This is a genomic window from Pseudoalteromonas sp. SD03, from assembly GCF_040937955.1.
GTDB lineage: Bacteria > Pseudomonadota > Gammaproteobacteria > Enterobacterales > Alteromonadaceae > Pseudoalteromonas > Pseudoalteromonas tetraodonis.
In genome coordinates, this window is record NZ_CP162514.1 from 2,859,867 (window position 1) to 2,880,243 (window position 20,377).

21 protein-coding genes and 1 riboswitch are annotated in these 20,377 nt (G+C 40.1%); of the genes, 9 read left to right on the forward strand and 12 right to left on the reverse strand.

Annotated features, from left to right (window positions below):
• Nucleotides 1-138: 138 nt before the first annotated feature.
• Entirely contained in the window at nt 139-459 is a 321-nt protein-coding gene (locus ABZP26_RS13365; RefSeq protein ID WP_008110653.1) for a BON domain-containing protein, read from the forward strand.
• Between the two features lie 745 nt (nt 460-1,204).
• Here ABZP26_RS13365 and ABZP26_RS13370 read toward each other — a convergent pair.
• Nucleotides 1,205-2,161 carry a mechanosensitive ion channel family protein gene (locus tag ABZP26_RS13370; protein WP_033102560.1) on the reverse strand — a complete coding sequence of 319 codons (957 nt, stop codon included), beginning with the start codon at nt 2,159-2,161 and terminating at the stop codon, nt 1,205-1,207.
• A 105-nt stretch (nt 2,162-2,266) separates the two neighbouring features.
• Nucleotides 2,267-3,046 carry a peroxide stress protein YaaA gene (gene yaaA, locus ABZP26_RS13375; protein ID WP_028835667.1) on the reverse strand — a complete coding sequence of 260 codons (780 nt, stop codon included), beginning with the start codon at nt 3,044-3,046 and terminating at the stop codon, nt 2,267-2,269.
• 218 nt (nt 3,047-3,264) lie between these two features.
• Between yaaA and tal the strand changes: the two genes are divergently transcribed.
• Both tal and ABZP26_RS13385 read left to right on the forward strand, forming a co-directional pair.
• A complete protein-coding gene (gene tal / locus ABZP26_RS13380; RefSeq protein WP_076922089.1) occupies nt 3,265-4,215 on the forward strand; it encodes a transaldolase in 951 nt (316 codons plus the stop codon).
• A gap of 226 nt (nt 4,216-4,441) precedes the next feature.
• Nucleotides 4,442-4,630 (forward strand): DUF3545 family protein, encoded by a 189-nt coding sequence (locus ABZP26_RS13385; RefSeq protein WP_008467780.1) that lies wholly within the window; start codon nt 4,442-4,444, stop codon nt 4,628-4,630.
• Nucleotides 4,631-4,683: 53 nt separating this feature from the next.
• Here the strand turns inward: ABZP26_RS13385 and ung are convergent, their stop codons facing one another.
• The 8 genes from ung to ABZP26_RS13425 all read right to left on the reverse strand — a co-directional run bounded on the left by ung (nt 4,684) and on the right by ABZP26_RS13425 (nt 12,314).
• The gene (ung, locus tag ABZP26_RS13390) at nt 4,684-5,346 is read right to left on the reverse strand and encodes a uracil-DNA glycosylase (protein ID WP_096038755.1); all 663 of its coding nucleotides are present in this window, start codon (nt 5,344-5,346) and stop codon (nt 4,684-4,686) included.
• Complete coding sequence (locus ABZP26_RS13395) at nt 5,343-6,191, reverse strand: cobalamin-binding protein (RefSeq protein ID WP_138765107.1); 849 nt, start codon at nt 6,189-6,191, stop codon at nt 5,343-5,345. The genes ung and ABZP26_RS13395 overlap by 4 nt, the downstream gene beginning before the upstream one ends.
• Entirely contained in the window at nt 6,191-6,790 is a 600-nt protein-coding gene (cobO, locus tag ABZP26_RS13400) for a cob(I)yrinic acid a,c-diamide adenosyltransferase (RefSeq protein ID WP_028835663.1), read from the reverse strand. Before cobO ends, ABZP26_RS13395 begins: the two co-directional genes overlap by 1 nt.
• Nucleotides 6,783-8,264 carry a cobyric acid synthase gene (locus ABZP26_RS13405; RefSeq protein ID WP_138765108.1) on the reverse strand — a complete coding sequence of 494 codons (1,482 nt, stop codon included), beginning with the start codon at nt 8,262-8,264 and terminating at the stop codon, nt 6,783-6,785. The genes cobO and ABZP26_RS13405 overlap by 8 nt, the downstream gene beginning before the upstream one ends.
• The gene (locus ABZP26_RS13410; RefSeq protein ID WP_028835661.1) at nt 8,264-9,274 is read right to left on the reverse strand and encodes an iron ABC transporter permease; all 1,011 of its coding nucleotides are present in this window, start codon (nt 9,272-9,274) and stop codon (nt 8,264-8,266) included. Before ABZP26_RS13410 ends, ABZP26_RS13405 begins: the two co-directional genes overlap by 1 nt.
• A gap of 1 nt (nt 9,275) precedes the next feature.
• Nucleotides 9,276-10,088 (reverse strand): ABC transporter ATP-binding protein, encoded by an 813-nt coding sequence (locus tag ABZP26_RS13415; RefSeq protein ID WP_368485060.1) that lies wholly within the window; start codon nt 10,086-10,088, stop codon nt 9,276-9,278.
• 77 nt (nt 10,089-10,165) lie between these two features.
• Nucleotides 10,166-10,290, reverse strand: a riboswitch (cobalamin riboswitch).
• A 61-nt stretch (nt 10,291-10,351) separates the two neighbouring features.
• Entirely contained in the window at nt 10,352-11,281 is a 930-nt protein-coding gene (locus ABZP26_RS13420; protein ID WP_033102554.1) for a porin, read from the reverse strand.
• A 163-nt stretch (nt 11,282-11,444) separates the two neighbouring features.
• Nucleotides 11,445-12,314, reverse strand: coding sequence for a LysR family transcriptional regulator (locus ABZP26_RS13425; RefSeq protein WP_368485061.1), 870 nt, complete (start codon nt 12,312-12,314; stop codon nt 11,445-11,447).
• Between the two features lie 89 nt (nt 12,315-12,403).
• Here ABZP26_RS13425 and ABZP26_RS13430 point away from each other — a divergent pair, with 89 nt between their 5' ends.
• Both ABZP26_RS13430 and ABZP26_RS13435 read left to right on the forward strand, forming a co-directional pair.
• Nucleotides 12,404-12,778: a DUF413 domain-containing protein gene (locus ABZP26_RS13430; RefSeq protein ID WP_013465824.1), complete on the forward strand. Its 375-nt coding sequence runs from the start codon at nt 12,404-12,406 to the stop codon at nt 12,776-12,778.
• Nucleotides 12,779-12,864: 86 nt separating this feature from the next.
• Entirely contained in the window at nt 12,865-14,097 is a 1,233-nt protein-coding gene (locus tag ABZP26_RS13435) for a diguanylate cyclase (protein WP_368485062.1), read from the forward strand.
• Nucleotides 14,098-14,102: 5 nt separating this feature from the next.
• On the opposite strand, the gene rarD is transcribed toward ABZP26_RS13435, so the two are convergent.
• Nucleotides 14,103-15,023: an EamA family transporter RarD gene (gene rarD / locus ABZP26_RS13440; protein ID WP_368485063.1), complete on the reverse strand. Its 921-nt coding sequence runs from the start codon at nt 15,021-15,023 to the stop codon at nt 14,103-14,105.
• A gap of 51 nt (nt 15,024-15,074) precedes the next feature.
• A complete protein-coding gene (locus tag ABZP26_RS13445; RefSeq protein ID WP_028835656.1) occupies nt 15,075-15,530 on the reverse strand; it encodes a thioesterase family protein in 456 nt (151 codons plus the stop codon).
• Nucleotides 15,531-15,681: 151 nt separating this feature from the next.
• Here ABZP26_RS13445 and recQ point away from each other — a divergent pair, with 151 nt between their 5' ends.
• The 4 genes from recQ (at nt 15,682) to ABZP26_RS13465 (ending at nt 20,285) form a co-directional block, all read left to right on the forward strand.
• Nucleotides 15,682-17,505 carry a DNA helicase RecQ gene (recQ, locus tag ABZP26_RS13450; protein WP_028835655.1) on the forward strand — a complete coding sequence of 608 codons (1,824 nt, stop codon included), beginning with the start codon at nt 15,682-15,684 and terminating at the stop codon, nt 17,503-17,505.
• Between the two features lie 7 nt (nt 17,506-17,512).
• Complete coding sequence (locus tag ABZP26_RS13455) at nt 17,513-17,797, forward strand: DUF3630 family protein (RefSeq protein ID WP_368485064.1); 285 nt, start codon at nt 17,513-17,515, stop codon at nt 17,795-17,797.
• 128 nt (nt 17,798-17,925) lie between these two features.
• Nucleotides 17,926-19,644: a hypothetical protein gene (locus ABZP26_RS13460; protein WP_368485065.1), complete on the forward strand. Its 1,719-nt coding sequence runs from the start codon at nt 17,926-17,928 to the stop codon at nt 19,642-19,644.
• A gap of 65 nt (nt 19,645-19,709) precedes the next feature.
• Nucleotides 19,710-20,285, forward strand: a complete 576-nt coding sequence (locus ABZP26_RS13465) for a mechanosensitive ion channel domain-containing protein (RefSeq protein WP_013465831.1) — start codon at nt 19,710-19,712, stop codon at nt 20,283-20,285.
• The last annotated feature ends 92 nt before the right edge of the window (nt 20,286-20,377 follow it).

Here is a 20,377-nt window from a genome sequence, read left to right on the forward strand (position 1 = left end):
CTGAATAACTAATTAATAAAATAGTAAGTTATTTCAAATAGTTAATCTTGGAATGAAACTTGTAACCCTATCGAATATACGAGTATTAAAACGCCGAGTAATGGCGTTGTTTTTTAGTAACACACTAAGGATATAGTTATGAGTCGCATTAAATTTACTATCGGTTTTATTTCGTTTTGTTGTTTATTTTTATTAGTCTCTGCTTTTAAAGTCAGTGCAGCAACGCATTTAGCTGTAGTTAGCAGTGTGGCTACACAACCTAATTTACAACAATCTATTACTCATGAATTGCGCACTAACCCAAATTTAAAGTTAGAAAAACTAAACGTACACGTTAATGACGGTGACGTTGAACTTAAAGGTGAAGCCAATAACGGTTTTGAACGCGCTCTCGCACAAAAGTTTTTAGAAAATATGGATGGGGTTAAAATCATTCATAACAAAATTAGTGTCATTTAATACAACTTTTTCTTAACTTATACACTTAACTTATCCCTCAGCGCTGCTTGTTTCTCCAACACAAGCGGCGCTTTTTTATGGTTTGCACAATATAATTCACTGCAGAGCATATTCCCAAGCCAGTTTAAATACTTAATTAAAAGCCTTTTAGTTTACGCACCAATCGCGACGCTCATTGCAGCTGCTTATACTTTTGAAACCTTTGTTTATAGACACTTATTATAAAGAGCTTACACCAAGCTTGGGCTCTAGTTCGGTTGATTAAATAATCTATTTTGAGATGAGAAACCTTATCGATATAGTTTTATAATTGAGATGCTTTTAAGGCAGTTAGCGCAAGGCTTTAATTACTTCAGATTATCAATTGGGTCTGTTGTTCTTTCAAGGTTGAATTTGCAGTAGTCTGTTTGGTATTTAGCCAAGGGTTCTGCCCAGGGACATTTACTCTTTGTTGGCTACATGGATGGTGGTAAGGAGCGCGAGCTGGACACGGAAGCTTTGCTCGGTTTTTACTTATTATTACATGGATGTAAGCCAGTAGAATAACGCAGGAGCAGTTATCGAGCCCACTAGGCAACAAACCTCGCGTCGCGATTAAATAGCTCTTAGTTTGAACTAATTTTAATCCGCAAAGGTCAACAGACCCTTATATTATTTATTATAAAAAGCGCGTTTTACTTTGTAAAAACGCGCTGATAGTCAGTAACTATTTCCCAATGCTTTTACCTTCGGGGTTTTAAATTATTTACTCACCTTGGCTTGCATCAGTATTATTGTCACCCTCTTTATTTGCTGACTGCTGACTTATTTTATCGCTTATCATGGCATCGAGTTTTTCACCGCCTTTAATACCAAAATCCAACGTACGAATAGGAAACGGAATACTAATATCAGCGGCATCAAGTGCTTGCTTTACAGCCACAACTCCTTTGTGACGCACCGTCATAAAATCAGGCTCACCAGGGTATTTGATCCAAAACCACACCAACAAGTTTATACTGCTATCACCAAAGCCTTCGGCATAAACAGCGGTTTCATTTTTGCGGATCACAAAGTCAAATTGGTTAATTTTGTCGACGATGACCTCACTGGCTTTTTCTATGTCGTCAGCGTAAGAAATACCCACCGGCACTTCTATTCGTCTTACCCCTAAGGTGCTGTAATTACGCAGTACATTTCTAAATAGTATTTTATTAGGTACCAGTATCAATTGCCCGTAAAAGCTCTCTATTAGTGTGTTGCGCAAGTTTATTGAATGTACCGAACCAAACACATTATCGGTTTCTATGACATCACCCGCTTTAAACGGTTTACGAATTCCCATGGCTATACCCGCTATCAGGTTTTCGGTCATATCTTGAAAAGCAAAACCAATGGCAAGACCAACAATACCTGCACCAGCAAGCAGAGAAGTGACGGTACTTTTTAAGCCCATAAAATCAAGGGCAATAAATACCCCCACACTCAGTACAATAACTTTAAATATTGAGGCCATTAAATCGGCAATTTGCGTAGAGTCGAGCGAGCGACGTAAAACATTTTTCATTCCTTTGCCTGCTAAACGGGCAATAAATGAAAATAGAATGGCAATAATTACTGCAACGATAAAGTTTGGGATATGACTTATAACTACATCAAACCAACCGCCGAGCTTTTCTTCTATCAACTTTTCGGCTTCTGTAATTGAGGGAATTGAGAGCATTTATTTTATACCTTAGTTAGGGTTAGTAATCTAAGGTTTGCAAAAATAACGCCAGTATAAAAAAGCCATGCAATGCATGGCTTATTAAATACTTTAAACGATGTGTTAGTTTTGCTCTTCGCGTAAAAATACCGGTTCAAGTTCTTTGGTGGTTGCCTCTGGGCTAAAGTAATAGCCGGCCACAGTAAACTCTTTGAGTTGGCTTAATTGAGTCACTTGATTTTCAATGATGTAGCGTGCCATCATGCCGCGCGCTTTTTTAGCGTAAAAGCTAATCACTTTATATTGGCCGTTTTTACAGTCTTTAAAGTGTGGTGTAATAATGTGTGCGTTAAGCGTTTTTTTATCTACTGCTTTAAAGTATTCGTTAGAGGCTAGATTTACTAAGTATTGTGCATCTTGTGCCGCTAATACGTCGTTAAGTTTATTAGCAATAACACTGCCCCAAAACTCATATAAGTTTTTACCTCGGCTATTTTCAAGTTTTGTACCCATTTCTAAGCGATAAGCCTGCATTAAATCAAGCGGCTTTAATACTCCGTATAATCCCGAAAGTATACGTAAATGGTCTTGAGCGTAATCAAGCTGCTTAGTAGTGAGGGTATTAGCATCTAACCCCCCGTATACATCGCCGTTAAAGGCAAGCACGGCCTGTTTAGCATTATCGGTAGTGAATGGTTGTGCCCACTCACTAAAACGCGCTGCGTTGAGGCCTGCGAGTTTATCGCTAATTTTCATTAAACTGCCAATTTGCGCAGGAGTTAGTTCACGGCATACTTTCATGAGCGCTTCGCTGTGCTCAAGTAATTCAGGTTGAGTGAACTTATCTGTTGCGGGTGGCGTGTCGTAATCAAGATTCTTTGCTGGTGAAATAACAGTGATCATAGTTAGCTATTGACTTGTAAATTATTTAATGTCAATTTCAACATTAAATGAAACGAAAAGCACGTTTTGTTTAAAATTATCCTACCTAAAACTCAACCGTTACCGTTTTTTTATTGATAAGGACATAAGACCTATCAAGCATTGTCACACTGTTGCAGTATAGCTATATTAAGGTAGTTTAGATTTTCTTTTAACTTGCTTGGAATGAGGAAAAGCAAATGACTAGCGCTCTACAAAGGCTTAAACAACATTCTTCTATCGTGGCCGACACGGGCGATATAGAAGCCATAAAAAAACATCAACCTGAAGATGCGACTACCAATCCATCGCTACTTTTAAAAGCGAGCGAGATTGAAGCTTACAAACCTTATCTAGATAAAGCATGGCAGTATGCAAAAGAAACAGAGCAGCAGCCTGCAAAACAGCTAGAGCTGGCTTGTGATTATTTTGCAGTATTACTTGGTAAAGAAATTAGTGAAATTGTACCGGGTTATATTTCTACCGAAGTTGATGCACGTTTATCATTTGATACCCAAGCAACAATTAATAAAGCACACACGCTATTGAGCCTTTACGAAAAAGAAGGCGTAAGCAAAGACAAAATTTTAATTAAAATAGCGTCAACGTGGGAAGGTATTAAAGCGGCTGAGCAATTAGAAAAAGAAGGCACTAAGTGTAACCTTACTTTATTATTCAGCGATGCCCAAGCGCGCGCTTGTGCTGATGCAAACGTATTTTTAATCTCTCCATTTGTTGGCCGTATTTTAGATTGGCACGTGGCAAACGGTATGGAAAAACCAACTGATCCGCTTCAAGATCCAGGTGTGCAATCTGTACGTAGCATTTTTGAGTTTTACAAACGTCACGACTACAAAACCGTAGTTATGGGCGCAAGCTTTCGTAATACCGGTGAAATTATTGCACTTACAGGATGCGATAAGCTAACAATTAGCCCTAATCTTTTAGAAGATTTGGGTAATTTAGAAGGTGCTGAAGAATACTTGCTAGCAAGTGATATTACTAAAGAGCCAAAACCTGAGCCTCTTAGCGAAACACAGTTCCGTTGGTTACATAACCAAGATGCCATGGCGACTGAAAAACTCGCTGAAGGTATTCGCTCATTTGCAGATGCACAGGAACAATTAGAAGCACGCTTTAAAGCGATGTAACTAACCGCTGTTTTAAGAGTTTAAAAACGTCGCTTATTGCGGCGTTTTTTATACCTGCAATTTTATTTTAAATACTCGCCTTGTCCCCATTTAAGTGCTGTTCTCATTGATCTTCATCAAAATACCACCCGTTAGTAACAGTTTCGTCACATTTATATTCTATTTTATTAATAGCTATGGTATAGATACTGCCGAGGTTCAAAAAGTGGTCAATAGGAGATAATCAATGGATAGCCTAAACGAAATAATAGAGATATTAGAAGGTTCTGATACATCGAAAAAAACCTCTCAAAAAAATAAAAAAAGAAAATGGCGCGAAATAGAAGCAATAAAAGATAAGCAACGTTTGCGTAAAGAACTACAGGAGCTTGACTATTTTGCAGATAGTGTTGCTATTGATGAGTTAGAGTTTTAACCAACATAAGCAACTAAAAAGGCTTTCATAAATGAAAGCCTTTTTTAATTACCCTATACCTGCCAATTAATGGGCTGCGCCCCTTGCGCTATTAACAGTTCATTGGTTTTGGAAAAGTGCTGGCAACCAAAAAAGCCGCGATGCGCTGAAAGCGGCGAAGGATGAGGCCCTGCCAATACATGATGGCGCTGGCGATCAATACTTTTACCTTTTTTTTGTGCATGTGCGCCCCATAAAATAAACACCACACCTTGGCAGTGTTCATTTATATGAGCAATCACATTATCGGTAAATTGCTCCCAACCTAAGTGTTTATGGGAATGGGCTTGCCCTTGCTCTACGGTTAATACAGTATTGAGTAAAAATACACCTTGCTCTGCCCAGCCTTGTAAATAGCCGTGTTCTGGCGTGGTAAAGCCATTAATATCAGTTACTAACTCTTTATAAATGTTTTTAAGCGAAGGCGGGAGCTTTTTAACCTCAGGCAATACTGAAAAACACAAACCATGCGCTTGCCCTTCTCCATGGTAAGGGTCTTGACCTAATATAACCACTTTAATGTCGCTAAGTGGAGTTGCATCAAATGCGCTAAACACCTGTGATTTTGGCGGATATACAGCAGTGCCTTCAGCTCGTTTACTCGCAATATATTCAAGGGTTTGCTGCATATATGTTTGGCTAAGTTCATGGTTTAAAAAAGATGACCAGTTGCTCATAATTGACTCTTAATAAATTCTCTAGATATATCTACTTTGTCACACATCTGCGCTAATCCATCCAACATTCTGGGGGTAAACCGATGTAATAAATCAGCATTGACGCTAATAAACTGCTCATACTTTACCGCAGGAATTTCAGGCCACTGCTGCCAATTAACTGTGGGTATTATCCTTTTTGATTTTTCATCAGGAATAATAATAACTTGTGGCTTAGTAACTATCACGTTTTCGATGCTAATTTGTGGGTAATCTGTGTCGCTGTTTGCAAATACATTGGTTACTTGGCAAGTTTCGATTAACTGATTGATCCATGTCTTTTTTGATACAGTCATCATAGGCTCAGGCCACAACTGATAAAACCCAGTAAGCGTGGTTTTATCTTTCTGTGTAACTTTAATTGCGTTGAGCTTGGCCGTAAATGTCTCGGCTACTTTTTTACTTTGCTCAATATGACCCGTTATTTGACCTAGTTTTAGTATTTCCGAGGCAACCCCTTCAATAGAACTTGGATCACTTAAATATAATTCAATTCCTAAACGCTTTATTTGTGCTAAATCTTCAGCCTGATTACCACTTTTCCACGCAATCACCATGTCAGGTTTTAGCATGAGTAACTTTTCAATAGAAATGCCATTGTAGCCACCAATACGCTCAATTTTAGTCGCCTCTTGCGGGTAATCTGCGTAATCCAGCGTGCCCACTATTAAATCACCCGCCCCAATAGCATATAAATTTTCAACTATGTGTGGTGCTAAAGCCACTATACGAAGCGGCTTGTCAGCTAGGGCTTGAGGTACATTAACAGCAAACAATAACAGCCCAAAAACAATACGCTTTAACATTAGTAATCAAAGCCTTTCAATGCTTTTACGCCCGACTCAAACGCATGTTTTACATTACGTACTTCACTTACCGTATCGGCAAGCTCTATTAAGGTGCGATGCGCAGCACGACCAGTAATAATTACCGATTGCATAGGCGGTCTATTATTTACAGCAACAACCACTTCTTCAAGGTCGATATAACCATAGGTCACCATATAGGTGAGTTCATCGAGTAATACCACATCGATACTGCTGTCGCTTAGCATCCGCTTTGACTCTTGCCATGTTGCTTGCGCTGCCGCGGTATCGGCCTCTTTATTTTGCGTATCCCACGTAAACCCGGTGTTCATAACAGCAAATTCAACCCCAGCACCTTGCAGTAAATTACGCTCACCACACTCCCATGTGCCTTTAATAAACTGACATACCGCAGCTTTTTTGCCGTGCCCAACACAGCGTGCAACCACACCAAAGCCAGAAGTCGATTTGCCTTTACCGTTACCAGTAATAACCTGAAAAATGCCTTTTTCTCGTTGCGCTGCGGCTACTCGCGCATCAACCTGTTCTTTTACTTTTTGTTGGCGCTGTTGGTGCTTGTCGTTAGTTGATTCAGTCATTGTTATGTCCTTGATAAATTTTAATAATTTGTTCAATATTTAAATGCGCTTTACACATATCAGCTAGGCATTCTAATTGGCGTTCACGATGCTCATTTATACTAATCGCACTAATTGCACTTTCTGGTTTCACCCACTTTAACAGCTGCTCTGTGGCTGCAGGGCTATCAAACAAGCCATGTAAATAGGTACCAGCAATGGCATTATCGTCACTCACAAAACCATCGGTTTTAAAGTCATTGGGGTGTTTATTAAAGCGAATGAGTGGCTTGTAGAGCGCCTTTCCTTGACTAATACCTGCATGTATTTCGTAGCCATCACATGCAACCTGTTGCTCATTTAAATTAAGCACTGCGCTCACTCGGCTTAACACTTTTTGCTCACCCAATAGCGTATCAAAATCGCTAAGCGCTAAACCCGTCACTTGCCCCAACGATGACTCCACCCCATTTGGATCACTGATAGTGTTACCCAGCATTTGCATACCACCGCAAATACCCAATACTTTGCCACCATAACGTAGATGGCGCTTAATTTGCTGATCCCAGCCTTCATTTTTTAAAAACGCGAGATCGCTGAGTACATTTTTACTGCCAGGTACAATAATTAAATCAACAGCAGGAATTGCTTGTGTATGGCGCACGTAGGTTATATTTATATTCGGGTGTAATCGCAGAGCATCAAAATCGGTATGGTTACTAATATGTGGCAATAACAGTACAGCAATATTTATACTGGCATCGGTCACATTATTATCTATGGCCACAGCATCTTCTGCATCAAGTGCTAAATCGTGCAAGTAAGGTAATACCCCTAATACAGGTTTACCGGTGTACTCCTCGAGCCAATCTAGCCCACCTTGTAATAAACTAATATCACCACGAAAACGGTTAATCACAAAGCCTTTTACTCGTGCTTGCTCAGACTCGCTTAATAACGCCAAAGTCCCGACTAAGTGCGCAAATACTCCTCCTTTATCAATATCGGCAATAATAATAACAGGGCAATCCACTTGCTCGGCGTACCCCATATTTGCAATATCGTTTGCGCGTAAATTAATTTCGGCTGGGCTGCCAGCCCCTTCTACCAGTAATAAATCAAAGCGTTTAGCTAAACGCTTATGCGAGGTTAATACCGCATCCATAGCCACTTTTTTGTAGTCATGGTAAGCATCGGCTTCCATATTGCTGATAGCTCTACCATGAATAATAACTTGTGCGCCGGTATCACTATTGGGTTTGAGTAATATAGGGTTAAAGTCGATTTCAGGTTCAACTTTTGCGGCTATGGCTTGTAATGCTTGGGCTCTGCCAATTTCGCCACCATCGTGCGTTACGGCGCTATTAAGTGCCATATTTTGTGGTTTAAACGGTGCAACATTAACCCCTTGGTTAGCAAACACTCTGCAAAGTGCTGCCACTAAGGTGCTTTTACCCGCATCGGAGGTGGTACCTTGTACCATTAATGTTTTCATTATTTACCCACCAGCTGGCGCTTACGAAAATACAAGATACTTAAAAAGAATAGACTACCAATAGCCGCCGTGATCACCCCTATTGGCAGCTCTTGGTTAGCGAGTAATGAACGTGCCAGTACATCGACCCATACCATAAATATGCCCCCGACTAATCCGGTCATTAATAATCCAACGCTGCTGCCTTGAGAGATAAAAAAGCGCACTATGTGCGGCACCATTAAGCCAACAAAGCCAATTCCGCCACACATAGCAACCAATACGGCTGTGATCAATGAGCTTAAAATAAGCATTAAAATTCGAAAGCGATGCACCCGTACACCAAGCGTTGTTGCGCTTTCATCACCTAACAACATGGCATTAAGTTGGCGTCTAAAACCTAACATAATGACTGTACATGTAATGATGACCAAGGCAGGTAATAACAGTGACGGCCATTGCGCCCTAGCAAAACTTCCCAAAGTCCAAAATAAAATAGCCGCGACGGCCTGTGGATCGCTCCAATAAAGTAACAAACTGGTAAAGGCGCTAAATAAAAATGATAAGGCCACCCCAGCCAATAACATCGACTCAACTTGGGCGTTGCGTTGACTGCCAGCAATTAAAATTAATAACCCCATTGCTACTAAACTGCCAATTAAGGCTGCTGCTGATAGCGCAATGCCTGCGCCTATTCCAACAAAAGCCATTAATACTACGACTCCTAATGATGCTCCCGACGAAATACCAAACAAATAAGGGTCAGCCAATGGATTACGAGTAACTGTTTGTAATATCAATCCAGCAATCGCTAAACCGCTGCCGGCCAAAAAAGCCAATAACGTACGTGGCATTCTTAATTCAATAATAATGCGGCTGGTAAATGAGGCCTCGCTTGAAAAAGTTAAGCTATGGTATACATCTGCGAGCGAGGTAGGGGCAGCACCAAAGCTCAATGCCACAAATAAACTAAATACAGCGCATAGCAGTGCAATAATTAACGCCACACCATGGTTAGACATAATCGCCATGTTATTGGTATCCATAATAATAGGTAATATGGGGAATAGACTCGCCATTGGACGCTGTTTGAGGGTGAGTATTAACTTGCGCGCAAACACCAAAAACCTCATCAAGCATTTGCTCGGTGATCACCCCATTAGGCTTTCCCGCGCTAGCGATTTCTCCGTTTTTAATAACCACTAACTCATCGCACATGGCTGCCGCTAAATTTAAATCATGAAATGAAGCAAACACAGTAATGCCCAAAGATTTAGCCAGCTCCATTAATTGAATTTGATATTTAACATCAAGGTGGCTTGTGGGTTCATCCATAATGAGTAGCTGTGGTTGCTGCACAATCGCTCTGGCAATAAGCGCTCGTTGCTTTTCACCGCCAGATAGTGAGTCAAATGACTGATTGCTATGAGATTCAAGCCCAACACGACTAATAGCCTGCGCTATTTTTTGTTTATCTGCTTGGGTGGTCGAGCTGAATAGCGTTTTATGTGGGGTAAGCCCTAGAGCTACAACATCGAATAACGAGAGATTAAATTGCGACGGTGTTTCTTGTAGCACTACCGCAACTTGCTTAGCATAGTCTTCGCTTTTTAGCTGCCAAATATCGGTATCGTTAAATTTAACGTCGCCCGCTGATGGCTTATTAAATCGATATAAGCACCGCAGTAAACTCGACTTTCCTGCTCCATTAGGGCCAATTAAACCAATAAATTTACCACGCTCAATGCTCACATTAATGTGCTTAAGAATTAATGTATTGTCCACTCGCCAAGAAACGTTGTTAACGGTTAAAAGCGGTAAGTTTAAAGAGGTGTGAGTGTGCAAAAAATTATCCTAGGCAGGGAAACACCCACACTCAGTACTAATATGTACCAAAAGAAAATGAGTTAACCCGCTCGTTATATGAAGTTTTAAGGCATTTGTATCTGACTTACAGTAAAACTGATCACAGTTACGGGAATAGTTGAGGAGTTACACCTCATTCCAAATGCTTGGCTATTATGCGCAGATAAGTAAATAATTTAAAGCAAAAAAAAACCGCACTCAACTGAGTGCGGTTAAAAGGGAGTGTTTTAACTAAGGTTTAGTTAAAACTTATATTCCATACCTAAACCTAGGTAATCTTGGTCAACATTGTTGTCCATATCAAAGCTTGAGTAAAAGCCAAATACTTTAAGGTTTTTGTTTAGCTTATGGTCAACACCTACCGATACCGCGCTTTTATCATCGCTGTCATCAAAATCCATTGTTTGGTATTGCACTTTGAAAGTGTTGCTACCCATAAGGTAAGCTGCATTCACTAAGTAACCGTCAGCCTCAGCGCTGCCATCTACTTTTTCTTGTGTTTGGTACATTGCGCCAAGTCTAAAATCTTCAATTTTACCTTGAACTGTTGCACGCACTACATCGTAACCATTTACTTCGCTATCAGCAGCAATGGCAGCATATACTGCGCTCTTTTTAAGGCCTGCATCACCGTAAGTTAACGCCACTGAGTAGCCATTTTTGGCATCTACGTCGTCTTCTGCAATAAATGACGCTAATACTTTAAAACCTTCATATGAGTTTGAAGCATAAGATACTGAGTTACCTAAACGATTTTCACCTTTAAAGGTATTTTTTATATCACCTTCAAGATCGTTGAAAAGATCTAGTTTCCCCTGCGCTTGCTTAAGCGCGGTGTCGTTGCGGCCTATCACAACCTGACCAAATCCGCCTTTAAAGCCCACATATTGATTACGCGCTGAAATATTGTCGTCATCACCTTTAGAATCGGCATCAGACACATCAACCTGAAATTCAAACTTATAAACCGCTTCTAAACCGTCTGAAATTTTTTCAGACCCTTTAAGTCCGAAACGAGATGCATTACTTTTAATTTCAGTAAACGATCCTTCACCATCGTCAGATGATTGAACGGTTACATTTGCTTTACCGTAAATATCTACCTCTGCAAGTGCATTAAAAGATAAACCACTAAGTAGGGCTAAGCATAAGCTCGATTTTGCAAATTTCATGTTATTTCCTCGATAATCACAATAGACTAATTTTTAAAACAGCAGCAGTGTGTCACCACTAAATGACAAAAATATTACAAAGGACACATTTTTGTCTTTTTAAGTTAATAAAACTGCATTAAATCTGAAATCAAAATAACATGTAAAATAAACTGCCTACCGACTACTTACTTTGTTTCAATAAACTCGGTGTCATTTGCGACAACAAATTAACCAAGGTTTCTATCAACTCTTTCTGTTCGTTATCTCTATGATAGGCAACAAATACATCTCTTGAGGTATTTTCTACCCCTTTTACATGAAAAAGTTCGCCTTTTTCTAAATGATCTTTAACTAATACCTGTGGAATAAACGCACTACCGCCACATTGCAGTATTAAATCAAGCGCTATACGCCCTGTACTGGTTCTAAAATAAGGCGGTGTTTTACCGGTAAACTGACGCGCATGCCAAAGAGAAAACGTGGTTCCCCAATCAACATACACATATTGATTATCAAAAAAGTTATCACTGATTGCCGTATCGTAACCACTCACCGGAATAATAGGCAGTTCACAAATACGTTCAACCACAAGTTCATCAACTTTAGGAGGATCAAATAAAATAGCTAAATCAAGCGTACGCTCCAACAATAAGCGAGTGCTTTCTTGTTGCGCTTTCACTTCTGCCACCAGCGATACACCAGGCATCGCCGATACAATATTTGTAATACCAAACTGTAAAAATGCATCCCAAATATTAGGCGTACCTGCTAGGCTAATTTGCTTATGCATATTATCTGCAAGTGCAACATCCACTTTGGCTCTTTGCATGCCGGTAATAATCATTTGCGCATGCGGTAACAAGCGCTCACCTGGGGCGGTGAGTTGAATGTTATTACGCTGACGAATAAATAAATTTACGCCTAAGCCCTGCTCTAATTGGCGAATTCTAAAACTCACCGCAGACTGCGTTATATATAGGTTTTCTGCCGCTTTACCAAAATGGCGAGTACGCACCACTTCAACAAATGTTTTTAATAAATCTATGTCCAATTTTTTATCCTCACGATAAAAATTTTTTGTTTAAAAAAATAGCGATTATGTCCCATACTCCAGCTAATAATTGGTATGAGGGTACAGCTATGAGCAATGATATTTCACTACTTCGTCAAGCATTCGTAAGTCAACGTCAATTTTATGATGACCAAAACTTTCCACGCGGATTTAGCCGCAGCGGACACTTTACCCTGTTAGAGGCAAGTATTTTAGAACAGCACGGTGTTGTTTTAAAAAGCCTGTATAACAAAACAGTTGAGCCACAAAACGAACATCAGCAACAATTTGTAAATGCTGTCAGTGGCATAATAGAGCCAAGTAACCCAATTGAGCGAGCATGGGTTAAATATTTAAAGTTAACAACCTGTAAAACAAAATTCCATACATTATTTGGACGCTCAAAAATTTCAGGGCCAACACCAATAAGCCAAGATTATTATTCTGAGGCAGACAATATATAAGTCACTACAATAGTTGCTTTTTGGCGTTTTAGCAGTTACAACTTGTATAAGCAAACACTTTTGCAAAATTTAAACAAGGCTGTTACTTGACGCACAGAATACTTATTGTTGAAGACACTCCTACTATTGCGCGAGTGCAAAAGCATATCGCGCAAAAAGTCGGCTACGAGGTTGATATTGCTCAATCCTTGGCTGAGACTAAAGAGCTTATAAGTAAGCACCATTACTTTTGCGCAGTGGTCGACTTTATATTACCTGACGCGCCACAAGGTGAAGCGGTTCCATGCACCATTGCAGCAGATATTCCTACCATAGTGATGACAGGCAATATCGATAAGCATACCCGTGATACCGTTGAAAAATACCCCATTATTGATTACATCATCAAAAGCAATAAACAAGCCTACGAGTATTTAGAGAAGCAGCTTTACCGCCTACCTCGCAATAAGCATGTAAAAGTATTGGTTGTTGATGACTCTGCGTCAACACGCCAATACATATGTAGTTTATTAACACGTCACAAATATCAAATATTACAAGCAGCCGATGGCCTAGAGGCGCTTAAAGAGCTTGAAAGCACCCCCGATATTTCTGTGATTATTACCGACAAAGAAATGCCTAATATGGGCGGTATTGAGCTATGTAATGAAATTAGACGCATTTATAGTAATAACGAAAAAGCCATTATTGGTATTTCAGGCGCTACTTCGTCTAATTTATCTGCCTTATTTTTAAAAAATGGAGCAAATGACTATTTATACAAACCATTTAACAGTGAAGAATTTTACTGCCGGTTAAGCCAAAACGTCGATATGCTAGAGCATATCGAAACTATAAAACGACAAGCCAATACAGATTACTTAACTAAACTCCCTAATCGTCGTTACTTTTTTGAAGAGGCTAACAAGTCATTAAAGCAGTTTAAAAAAGCAAAAGCACCAGCCATGTTAGCTATGCTTGATATTGACCATTTTAAAGCTATTAATGATACCTATGGCCATGATGCCGGAGATGAAGTGCTTAAAGGGCTCGCTGTATGCTTTAATAAATATTTTGAAAACCAATTGGTTGCCCGTTTAGGCGGAGAAGAATTTGCGGTATTTTTTACTGAACTGACCGAGCAAGAAGCGCTAAAACGACTAGACAGTTTTCGATTATTTATTGAGCTTAATAGCCATGAGTTTAGCCAAGCACAAATCAAGTTTACGCTGTCGATAGGCTTCAGCCACAGTGAAACCTATCAAATTGACGAACTATTAAAACAAGCCGACTTAAAGCTCTACAAAGCTAAAGAGTCGGGTCGTAATAAAGTGGTTTAGTTTAACTAAACCACACCTGAGGCGACAATGGCTGCTTTTCTGCGTTTACGCGATTGATGGTATGAATCCCAACTAAAAATAGCCAGTGCACTCCAAATACACGCAAAGGTAATTACACGCTCAGCATCAAACACTTCACCATAAAACAGCACTGCTAAAATAAACATTAAGCTAGGCCCTATGTACTGAAAAAACCCAAGCGTAGTGTATTGCAATCGCTTAGCCGCGCCGGTAAAACACAGCAATGGCAGTGTAGTCACTATACCTGCACTTACTAATAGCGCATTAGTTAGCCAATCATTCGCTGGTAAATTAGACGTTTCAGTCGGCACCATTAACCACCAATAGGTCAGTGCCACCGGTAATAATATTAATGCCTCAATTAAAATCCCAGGCAGGGCATCAACCTGTAGTTTTTTACGTAATAGGCCATATAACGCAAAAGAAGTCGCTAACGAAAATGCCACAACCGGAAATGAACCAAAACTAATTAACTGTAATAAAACACCTGTAAAAGCCAAGGCAACAGCAGCTCCTTGCAACTTACGTAAACGCTCGTTTAAAAACACCATACCAAGTAATACATTTAACAAAGGATTGATATAGTAGCCTAAGCTGGCATCTAGCATGTGGTTGTTATTAATAGCCCATATAAACAACCCCCAGTTAAATCCCAATAAGGTCGAGGTAACAACTAGCATCAGAATTAATTTAGGTTGGATTAAAATGCGTCTAATTTTATCCCAGTAGTTGAGCACACTTACCACCAAAATAAGAAACATCACTGACCAAATAACACGATGCATTAAAATTTCAAATGCTGATACATGTTGGATCATCTTAAAATAAATGGGTGCTAGGCCCCACATAAAAAAGGCGAGGCAGGCAAAAATGGCGCCCTTTCGCTGCTCGGTATCAATCGACATAGTAACCACTTGATGATTTAAAAGGCCGTAAGTTTAACCCCCTCTCACTTTTTAGCCAACTAAATACGTGCCCGTTCCAAACGCTATTTGTACCGACTGCTCGTTATGTAACTCCATCCGGCACACGCACACTTTATTTCCTGAGCGAATAAGTGTGGCGCTGGCAATAAATACCTCCCCTTTACCTGGGCGTAAATAATCAGTACGTAAATCTATGGTGCCCAGTGTTGCTAACTTTTTATGCACACTGGGTAAGTCGGCATCGTCTAGTTTTCCTATTACACTTGCTGCAGCAAGCATTCCGCCTACATTGTCGAGCACCGCAGAAATCACTCCACCGTGAAGAATCTTTTGCGCCGGATTACCAATTAATACGTCTTGCCAAGGAAATGATATTTTAGCTTGTTCAGTACTAAGTGACTCTACTGCTATTTTTAAAAACTGGTTAAAGGGCATGTTATTAACAAACAGCGCCCCTACTTGATCGATCAACATTTCTTTATTCATTGTTATTCTCTATGTTTTTAGTGGTACGATGAGTAAAGCACAGCTTGAGGCTATTGTAACCCCCTGCAGATTTTAGTTTATCACTACAGATGTGTGTACCAAGTAATGAAAGCTAAAGACATCCTGATAAAAAACCACTAAAATAGCGCCGATGAATACACTAACTCCTTCTCCTAATACGCTTGTGCGTAAACCCGAAACTGTACTCAAACAAGTGTTTGGTTACAGTGAATTTCGCGACGGTCAAAGTGCAGTAATTGATGCCGCCATTAATGGCCAAGATTCATTAGTATTACTGCCCACCGGTGGTGGTAAATCGGTGTGTTACCAAATACCCGCGTTGGTATTAGAGGGAGTCACCATTGTTATTTCTCCGCTGATCTCTTTAATGCAAGATCAAGTCACCCAGTTACAAGCACTGGGAGTTAAGGCCGCTTATGTCAATAACAGCCTAGCTCGCGAAGAACAACAATTAGTGTATCAGCAACTGCATCAAGGGCTGATAAAGTTACTTTATGTAGCTCCTGAAAAAGTGCTACAACGCGATTTTTTAGAACGGCTCTCTCATTTGAATGTTAGCTTGTTTGCTATTGATGAAGCACACTGTGTTTCTCATTGGGGTCACGATTTTAGACCGCATTATTTTCGTTTAAATGAGCTTAAACAACGCTTTGCACATGTGCCTATGATGGCACTCACTGCCACTGCCGATAAAGCGACTCGCTTTGATATTGTTGAGCAACTCAAGCTACAACAGCCCTACATTCATACCGGCAGTTTTGATCGCCCTAATATTCGTTACACCATAGAAGAAAAATTTAAACCTATGGTGCAATTACTGCGTTATTTAAAAGAGCAAAAAAATCAAAGTGGTATTATTTATTGCACCAGTCGTAAACGTGTTGATGATATAGCTGAAAAGCTTGCTGATGCAGGCCTTAATGCTGCCGCTTACCATGCGGGAATGAGTAACGAGCAACGTCAGTTTGTGCAAACCGGATTTGCCCGTGACGATATTCAAATTGTGGTTGCCACCGTTGCCTTTGGTATGGGAATTAACAAGCCTAACGTACGCTTTGTTCTGCATTACGACATTCCAAAAAGTATTGAAGCTTATTACCAAGAAACAGGCCGTGCTGGACGAGATGGGCTGGCTGCAGAGGCCATCATGTATTTTGACCCTGCCGATATAGGCCGGGTTAGACGCTTTTTTGAAGATATTGACGATGAACAACGCCGCCGCGTAGAAGAGCAGCGCTTTAATGCCATGGCCAGCTTTGCCGAAGCACAAACGTGTCGTCGTCAAATATTATTGAACTACTTTAGTGAGTACCAACGCGAGCCCTGTGGGAACTGTGACATTTGCTTAAATCCACCTAAAAGTTTTGATGGCACATTAGTCGCACAGCAAGCGCTTTCATGTGTGTATCGCGCGCAACAACGATTTGGATTGGGTTACATTGTAGAGTTATTACGCGGCGCGAATACTAGCCGCATTCGTGATAACAATCACCATGAACTTAGTACCTATGGCATAGGTAAAGATAAAAGCAGTGAATTTTGGCTTAGTATTTTACGCCAACTTATTCATCAAGGGCTATTAAGCCAAGATATAACCCAAGGCGCTTCATTGCGTTTAACTGAAGCTGCACGCGCTATTTTAAAAGGTGAATATGCGCTGCAATTGGCCGAGCCTCGCTTACAAGCTAAACACGTTTATCAGGATAAATTAGCGCAGTTTAATTACGATAAAAAACTATTCGCTCGCCTGCGTGCATTGCGTAAAGAGTTAGCCGATGCCGATGATGTGCCGCCTTATGTAGTATTTAACGATAAAACGCTAGCCGAAATGGCGCAGCTTATGCCCACTAACGACAGTGAATTTTTAAAAGTGTCGGGGGTTGGTTTTACTAAATTAAACAAGTATGGCGGTGAGTTTTTAACCGCAATTCGACATTACCTAGCAACGCAATAAGCCCCTTATGACCGAACTTGAATACGATCACACACATCAATGTATTATTATTAAACCGACAGAGCTGCCGCAAGATGAAGACTTTGAATTGTGGGGAACGTTATTTTTGCACAGCGATGAAATTAGCATTAATGAGTATGCCGCTGGGGCAGATCGTCATCAACTGCGTTTTAACTATGCTAACCACACATTTAATTTAAATTTTGAGCATTACAGCCAAAGTGTGTGGATTAATGGTGAAGGACAAGATGCCGACAACCTATTGGCAGCGTTAACATTTTATTTAACTTAAATGCATAGCTAATACCTTATAATCGCTATAAAAATAAAACTAAATCTGTCTTTTACTTACATATCAATAACAATGATGTAAGCTAAGGGTAAGTGTTTTATTTTGCAAAATAGCGCTAAAGAGGATCAATGTTAAATAGAAAATGGATTGCACGTAGTTGTTTTAGCCTTTCTATTTCGAGTATGTTTATGCTCAGCGTTTGCGCGCAAGAAGCGCCACTAGCCCAAAGCTGCTCTAGTGACGACTCATCACAAACTCATGAAAATAATTTGCGTCGTCAAATTACATCTCAAACTCCAACACTCACAGCACAAAGTAACACTAAAATTGCCTCCATTACTTTGCAACAGCTTAATGTATTTAATACTGAACTAGAGGCTGAAAACAATGCATTATTTCGTTTTGCCAATCGGGCGCACATACAAACCGAGCCTGAGGTAATTAAGAGTATTTTACTGTTTAAGTCAGGCGATACCTTTAATCCAAAAGCGCTGGCCGAATCTGAGCGGTTACTGAGAAAACAAAGTTATTTATATGATGCACAAATTATTGCTGACGAAAATTGTGATGGAAATATTGATGTAACAGTAATTACTCGAGACTTATGGACTTTACTGCCCGAACTTAGTTTTAGCCGTAGTGGTGGTGAAAATAAATCAAGTATTGGTTTTCGCGAATCTAACTTATTTGGTTGGGGCAAACGGTTATCGTTTGCACGTAAAACAGACAGTGACCGAAATGGTTATTTATTTGTTTACGATGATCCTAATATCTTATCAACTCGCTACCGAGGGCGTTTAGAGTATGCCGACAACAGCGACGGCAAAAGTCATTTAGTTGAACTAACCTACCCGTTTTATGCCATCGATACGCCCTATAGTTATGGCGCCCTGAGTTACTCAACCCAACGAGAAGAAGCCTTATACATCAGAGGTGAAAAGTTTAGTGAGTTTGAACAAAAAACCGACCTAAACCAGGTGTTTTTTGGCCACTCTAAAGCCCTTAGTCATAACTGGACCCAGCGCTTGAGCCTTGGTTATATTGATGAACAACACACTTTCAAAGCGATTGATTCTACCACTACAGCAGTGGCTGAAAACAGAAGCTTAAGTTACCCCTACATCAGCGGTCATTGGTTTGAAGATAACTTTATAAAAGTACGTAACTTTGACAGTATTTATCGTACTGAGGATTTAAATTTAGGTTGGAATATCAAAGCCACCCTGGGCTACTCCGATGAATCAATGAGTAACGACGATAGCCGCGCTGTGTACTCGTTTAATTTTAACAAAGCCCATTTTAGCACTAACCATACCCTTTGGCGTTTTCATGCAGATATTCAAGGCTATTGGAATAACGAGAAAAAACAGCTCGAAAACTTGCTCACTACTAGCCAAATTCAATATTATTTAAATACCAGTATTGATCAATCTTGGTATGTAAAAGCAAGGCTGCAATACGCAAAAAACCTCACTAATGATAAACAGCTCACCCTAGGGGGCGAAACTGGACTTCGTGGCTATCCTATGGAATTTCAACATGGGGATCGGAGTTTTTTAGTCAGTTTAGAAAAGCGCTATTACTGGGAATATGACTTACTACAGCTGTTTAAAATGGGAGGGGCGGCTTTTTTAGATATTGGTCGAGCTTGGTATAACAACGACTCGAACACTCAGTATCAAGTTGAGAACACCCCAGTGCTAAAAAATGTGGGCTTAGGTTTGCGCCTTGCGCCAAGTCGCGCCAATGCGGGTACCATGATCCACCTTGATATAGCCGCGCCGCTAAATAAATATGATGATGTTGACTCGGTACAATGGCTGCTCAGCGTCAAAAATTCTTTTTAAAATCACTACTGCGCGCCTACGTTAAACGTTACACTTTGCGCCTATCATTATTGTGAGAGTACATTTTGGAATTAATCACCCTTTTAGAGCTTTTGGGCACACAATATAAACTTATCGTGACCGTGATTGCCCTTTTGAGCTTTCCGCTACTATTAAAAGTAACTAAAAAATTACTCGAAAAAGCTATCAGAGGTAAAATCGATTTACACCGAAAGTACCGTGCAGAGCTACTACTAAAAATAATACTCGCCTTTGTGATGCTGTGTTTAGTATTAGTTTTTTGGGGAATAGAACTGCGTGGTTTACTGGTATTAGGCTCTTCTTTATTTGCCATGCTAGGCGTTGCACTCTTTGCGGCATGGTCATTGCTGAGTAACTTAACCGCGTTTTTACTGATGTTTATTCAAAATGACTGCCGTGTAGGTTATTGGGTAAGAATTGTGGATGGAGCCAACGCCATTGAAGGGCGTATTATTGAAATGGGGCTGATGAATGTCTTACTCGAACACGTTGATGGCCACAGAGTGATTTACCCTAATAACTTATTTGTTACCCGCCCGGTGTTAGTGCTTAATACGGAGCCTAAACCAACAAAAGCGCCTAAAATTAAACGCATTATTGGCCCTAAACCGCGTAGCTAAACAACACCTATTAAAAAACCGCGTTAGCTTAAAACTAAGGCGGTTTTTTATATCTACAGATAGAGTCATACCAATTCACTTAATTGAGCAAA

Bases quoted from the DNA above. Each gene is read 5' to 3' on its own strand.
- ung (WP_096038755.1), bottom strand. From the start codon at position 5,346: ATGAGCAACTGGTCATCTTTTTTAAACCATGAACTTAGCCAAACATAT.
- ABZP26_RS13460 (WP_368485065.1), top strand. From the start codon at position 17,926: ATGTTAAATAGAAAATGGATTGCACGTAGTTGTTTTAGCCTTTCTATT.
- ABZP26_RS13370 (WP_033102560.1), bottom strand. From the start codon at position 2,161: ATGCTCTCAATTCCCTCAATTACAGAAGCCGAAAAGTTGATAGAAGAA.
- ABZP26_RS13430 (WP_013465824.1), top strand. From the start codon at position 12,404: ATGAGCAATGATATTTCACTACTTCGTCAAGCATTCGTAAGTCAACGT.
- ABZP26_RS13420 (WP_033102554.1), bottom strand. From the start codon at position 11,281: ATGAAATTTGCAAAATCGAGCTTATGCTTAGCCCTACTTAGTGGTTTA.
- cobO (WP_028835663.1), bottom strand. From the start codon at position 6,790: ATGACTGAATCAACTAACGACAAGCACCAACAGCGCCAACAAAAAGTA.
- ABZP26_RS13455 (WP_368485064.1), top strand. From the start codon at position 17,513: ATGACCGAACTTGAATACGATCACACACATCAATGTATTATTATTAAA.
- ABZP26_RS13405 (WP_138765108.1), bottom strand. From the start codon at position 8,264: ATGAAAACATTAATGGTACAAGGTACCACCTCCGATGCGGGTAAAAGC.
- ABZP26_RS13445 (WP_028835656.1), bottom strand. From the start codon at position 15,530: ATGAATAAAGAAATGTTGATCGATCAAGTAGGGGCGCTGTTTGTTAAT.
- ABZP26_RS13365 (WP_008110653.1), top strand. From the start codon at position 139: ATGAGTCGCATTAAATTTACTATCGGTTTTATTTCGTTTTGTTGTTTA.
- tal (WP_076922089.1), top strand. From the start codon at position 3,265: ATGACTAGCGCTCTACAAAGGCTTAAACAACATTCTTCTATCGTGGCC.
- ABZP26_RS13410 (WP_028835661.1), bottom strand. From the start codon at position 9,274: ATGGCGATTATGTCTAACCATGGTGTGGCGTTAATTATTGCACTGCTA.
- rarD (WP_368485063.1), bottom strand. From the start codon at position 15,023: ATGTCGATTGATACCGAGCAGCGAAAGGGCGCCATTTTTGCCTGCCTC.
- ABZP26_RS13395 (WP_138765107.1), bottom strand. From the start codon at position 6,191: ATGTTAAAGCGTATTGTTTTTGGGCTGTTATTGTTTGCTGTTAATGTA.
- ABZP26_RS13385 (WP_008467780.1), top strand. From the start codon at position 4,442: ATGGATAGCCTAAACGAAATAATAGAGATATTAGAAGGTTCTGATACA.
- yaaA (WP_028835667.1), bottom strand. From the start codon at position 3,046: ATGATCACTGTTATTTCACCAGCAAAGAATCTTGATTACGACACGCCA.
- recQ (WP_028835655.1), top strand. From the start codon at position 15,682: ATGAATACACTAACTCCTTCTCCTAATACGCTTGTGCGTAAACCCGAA.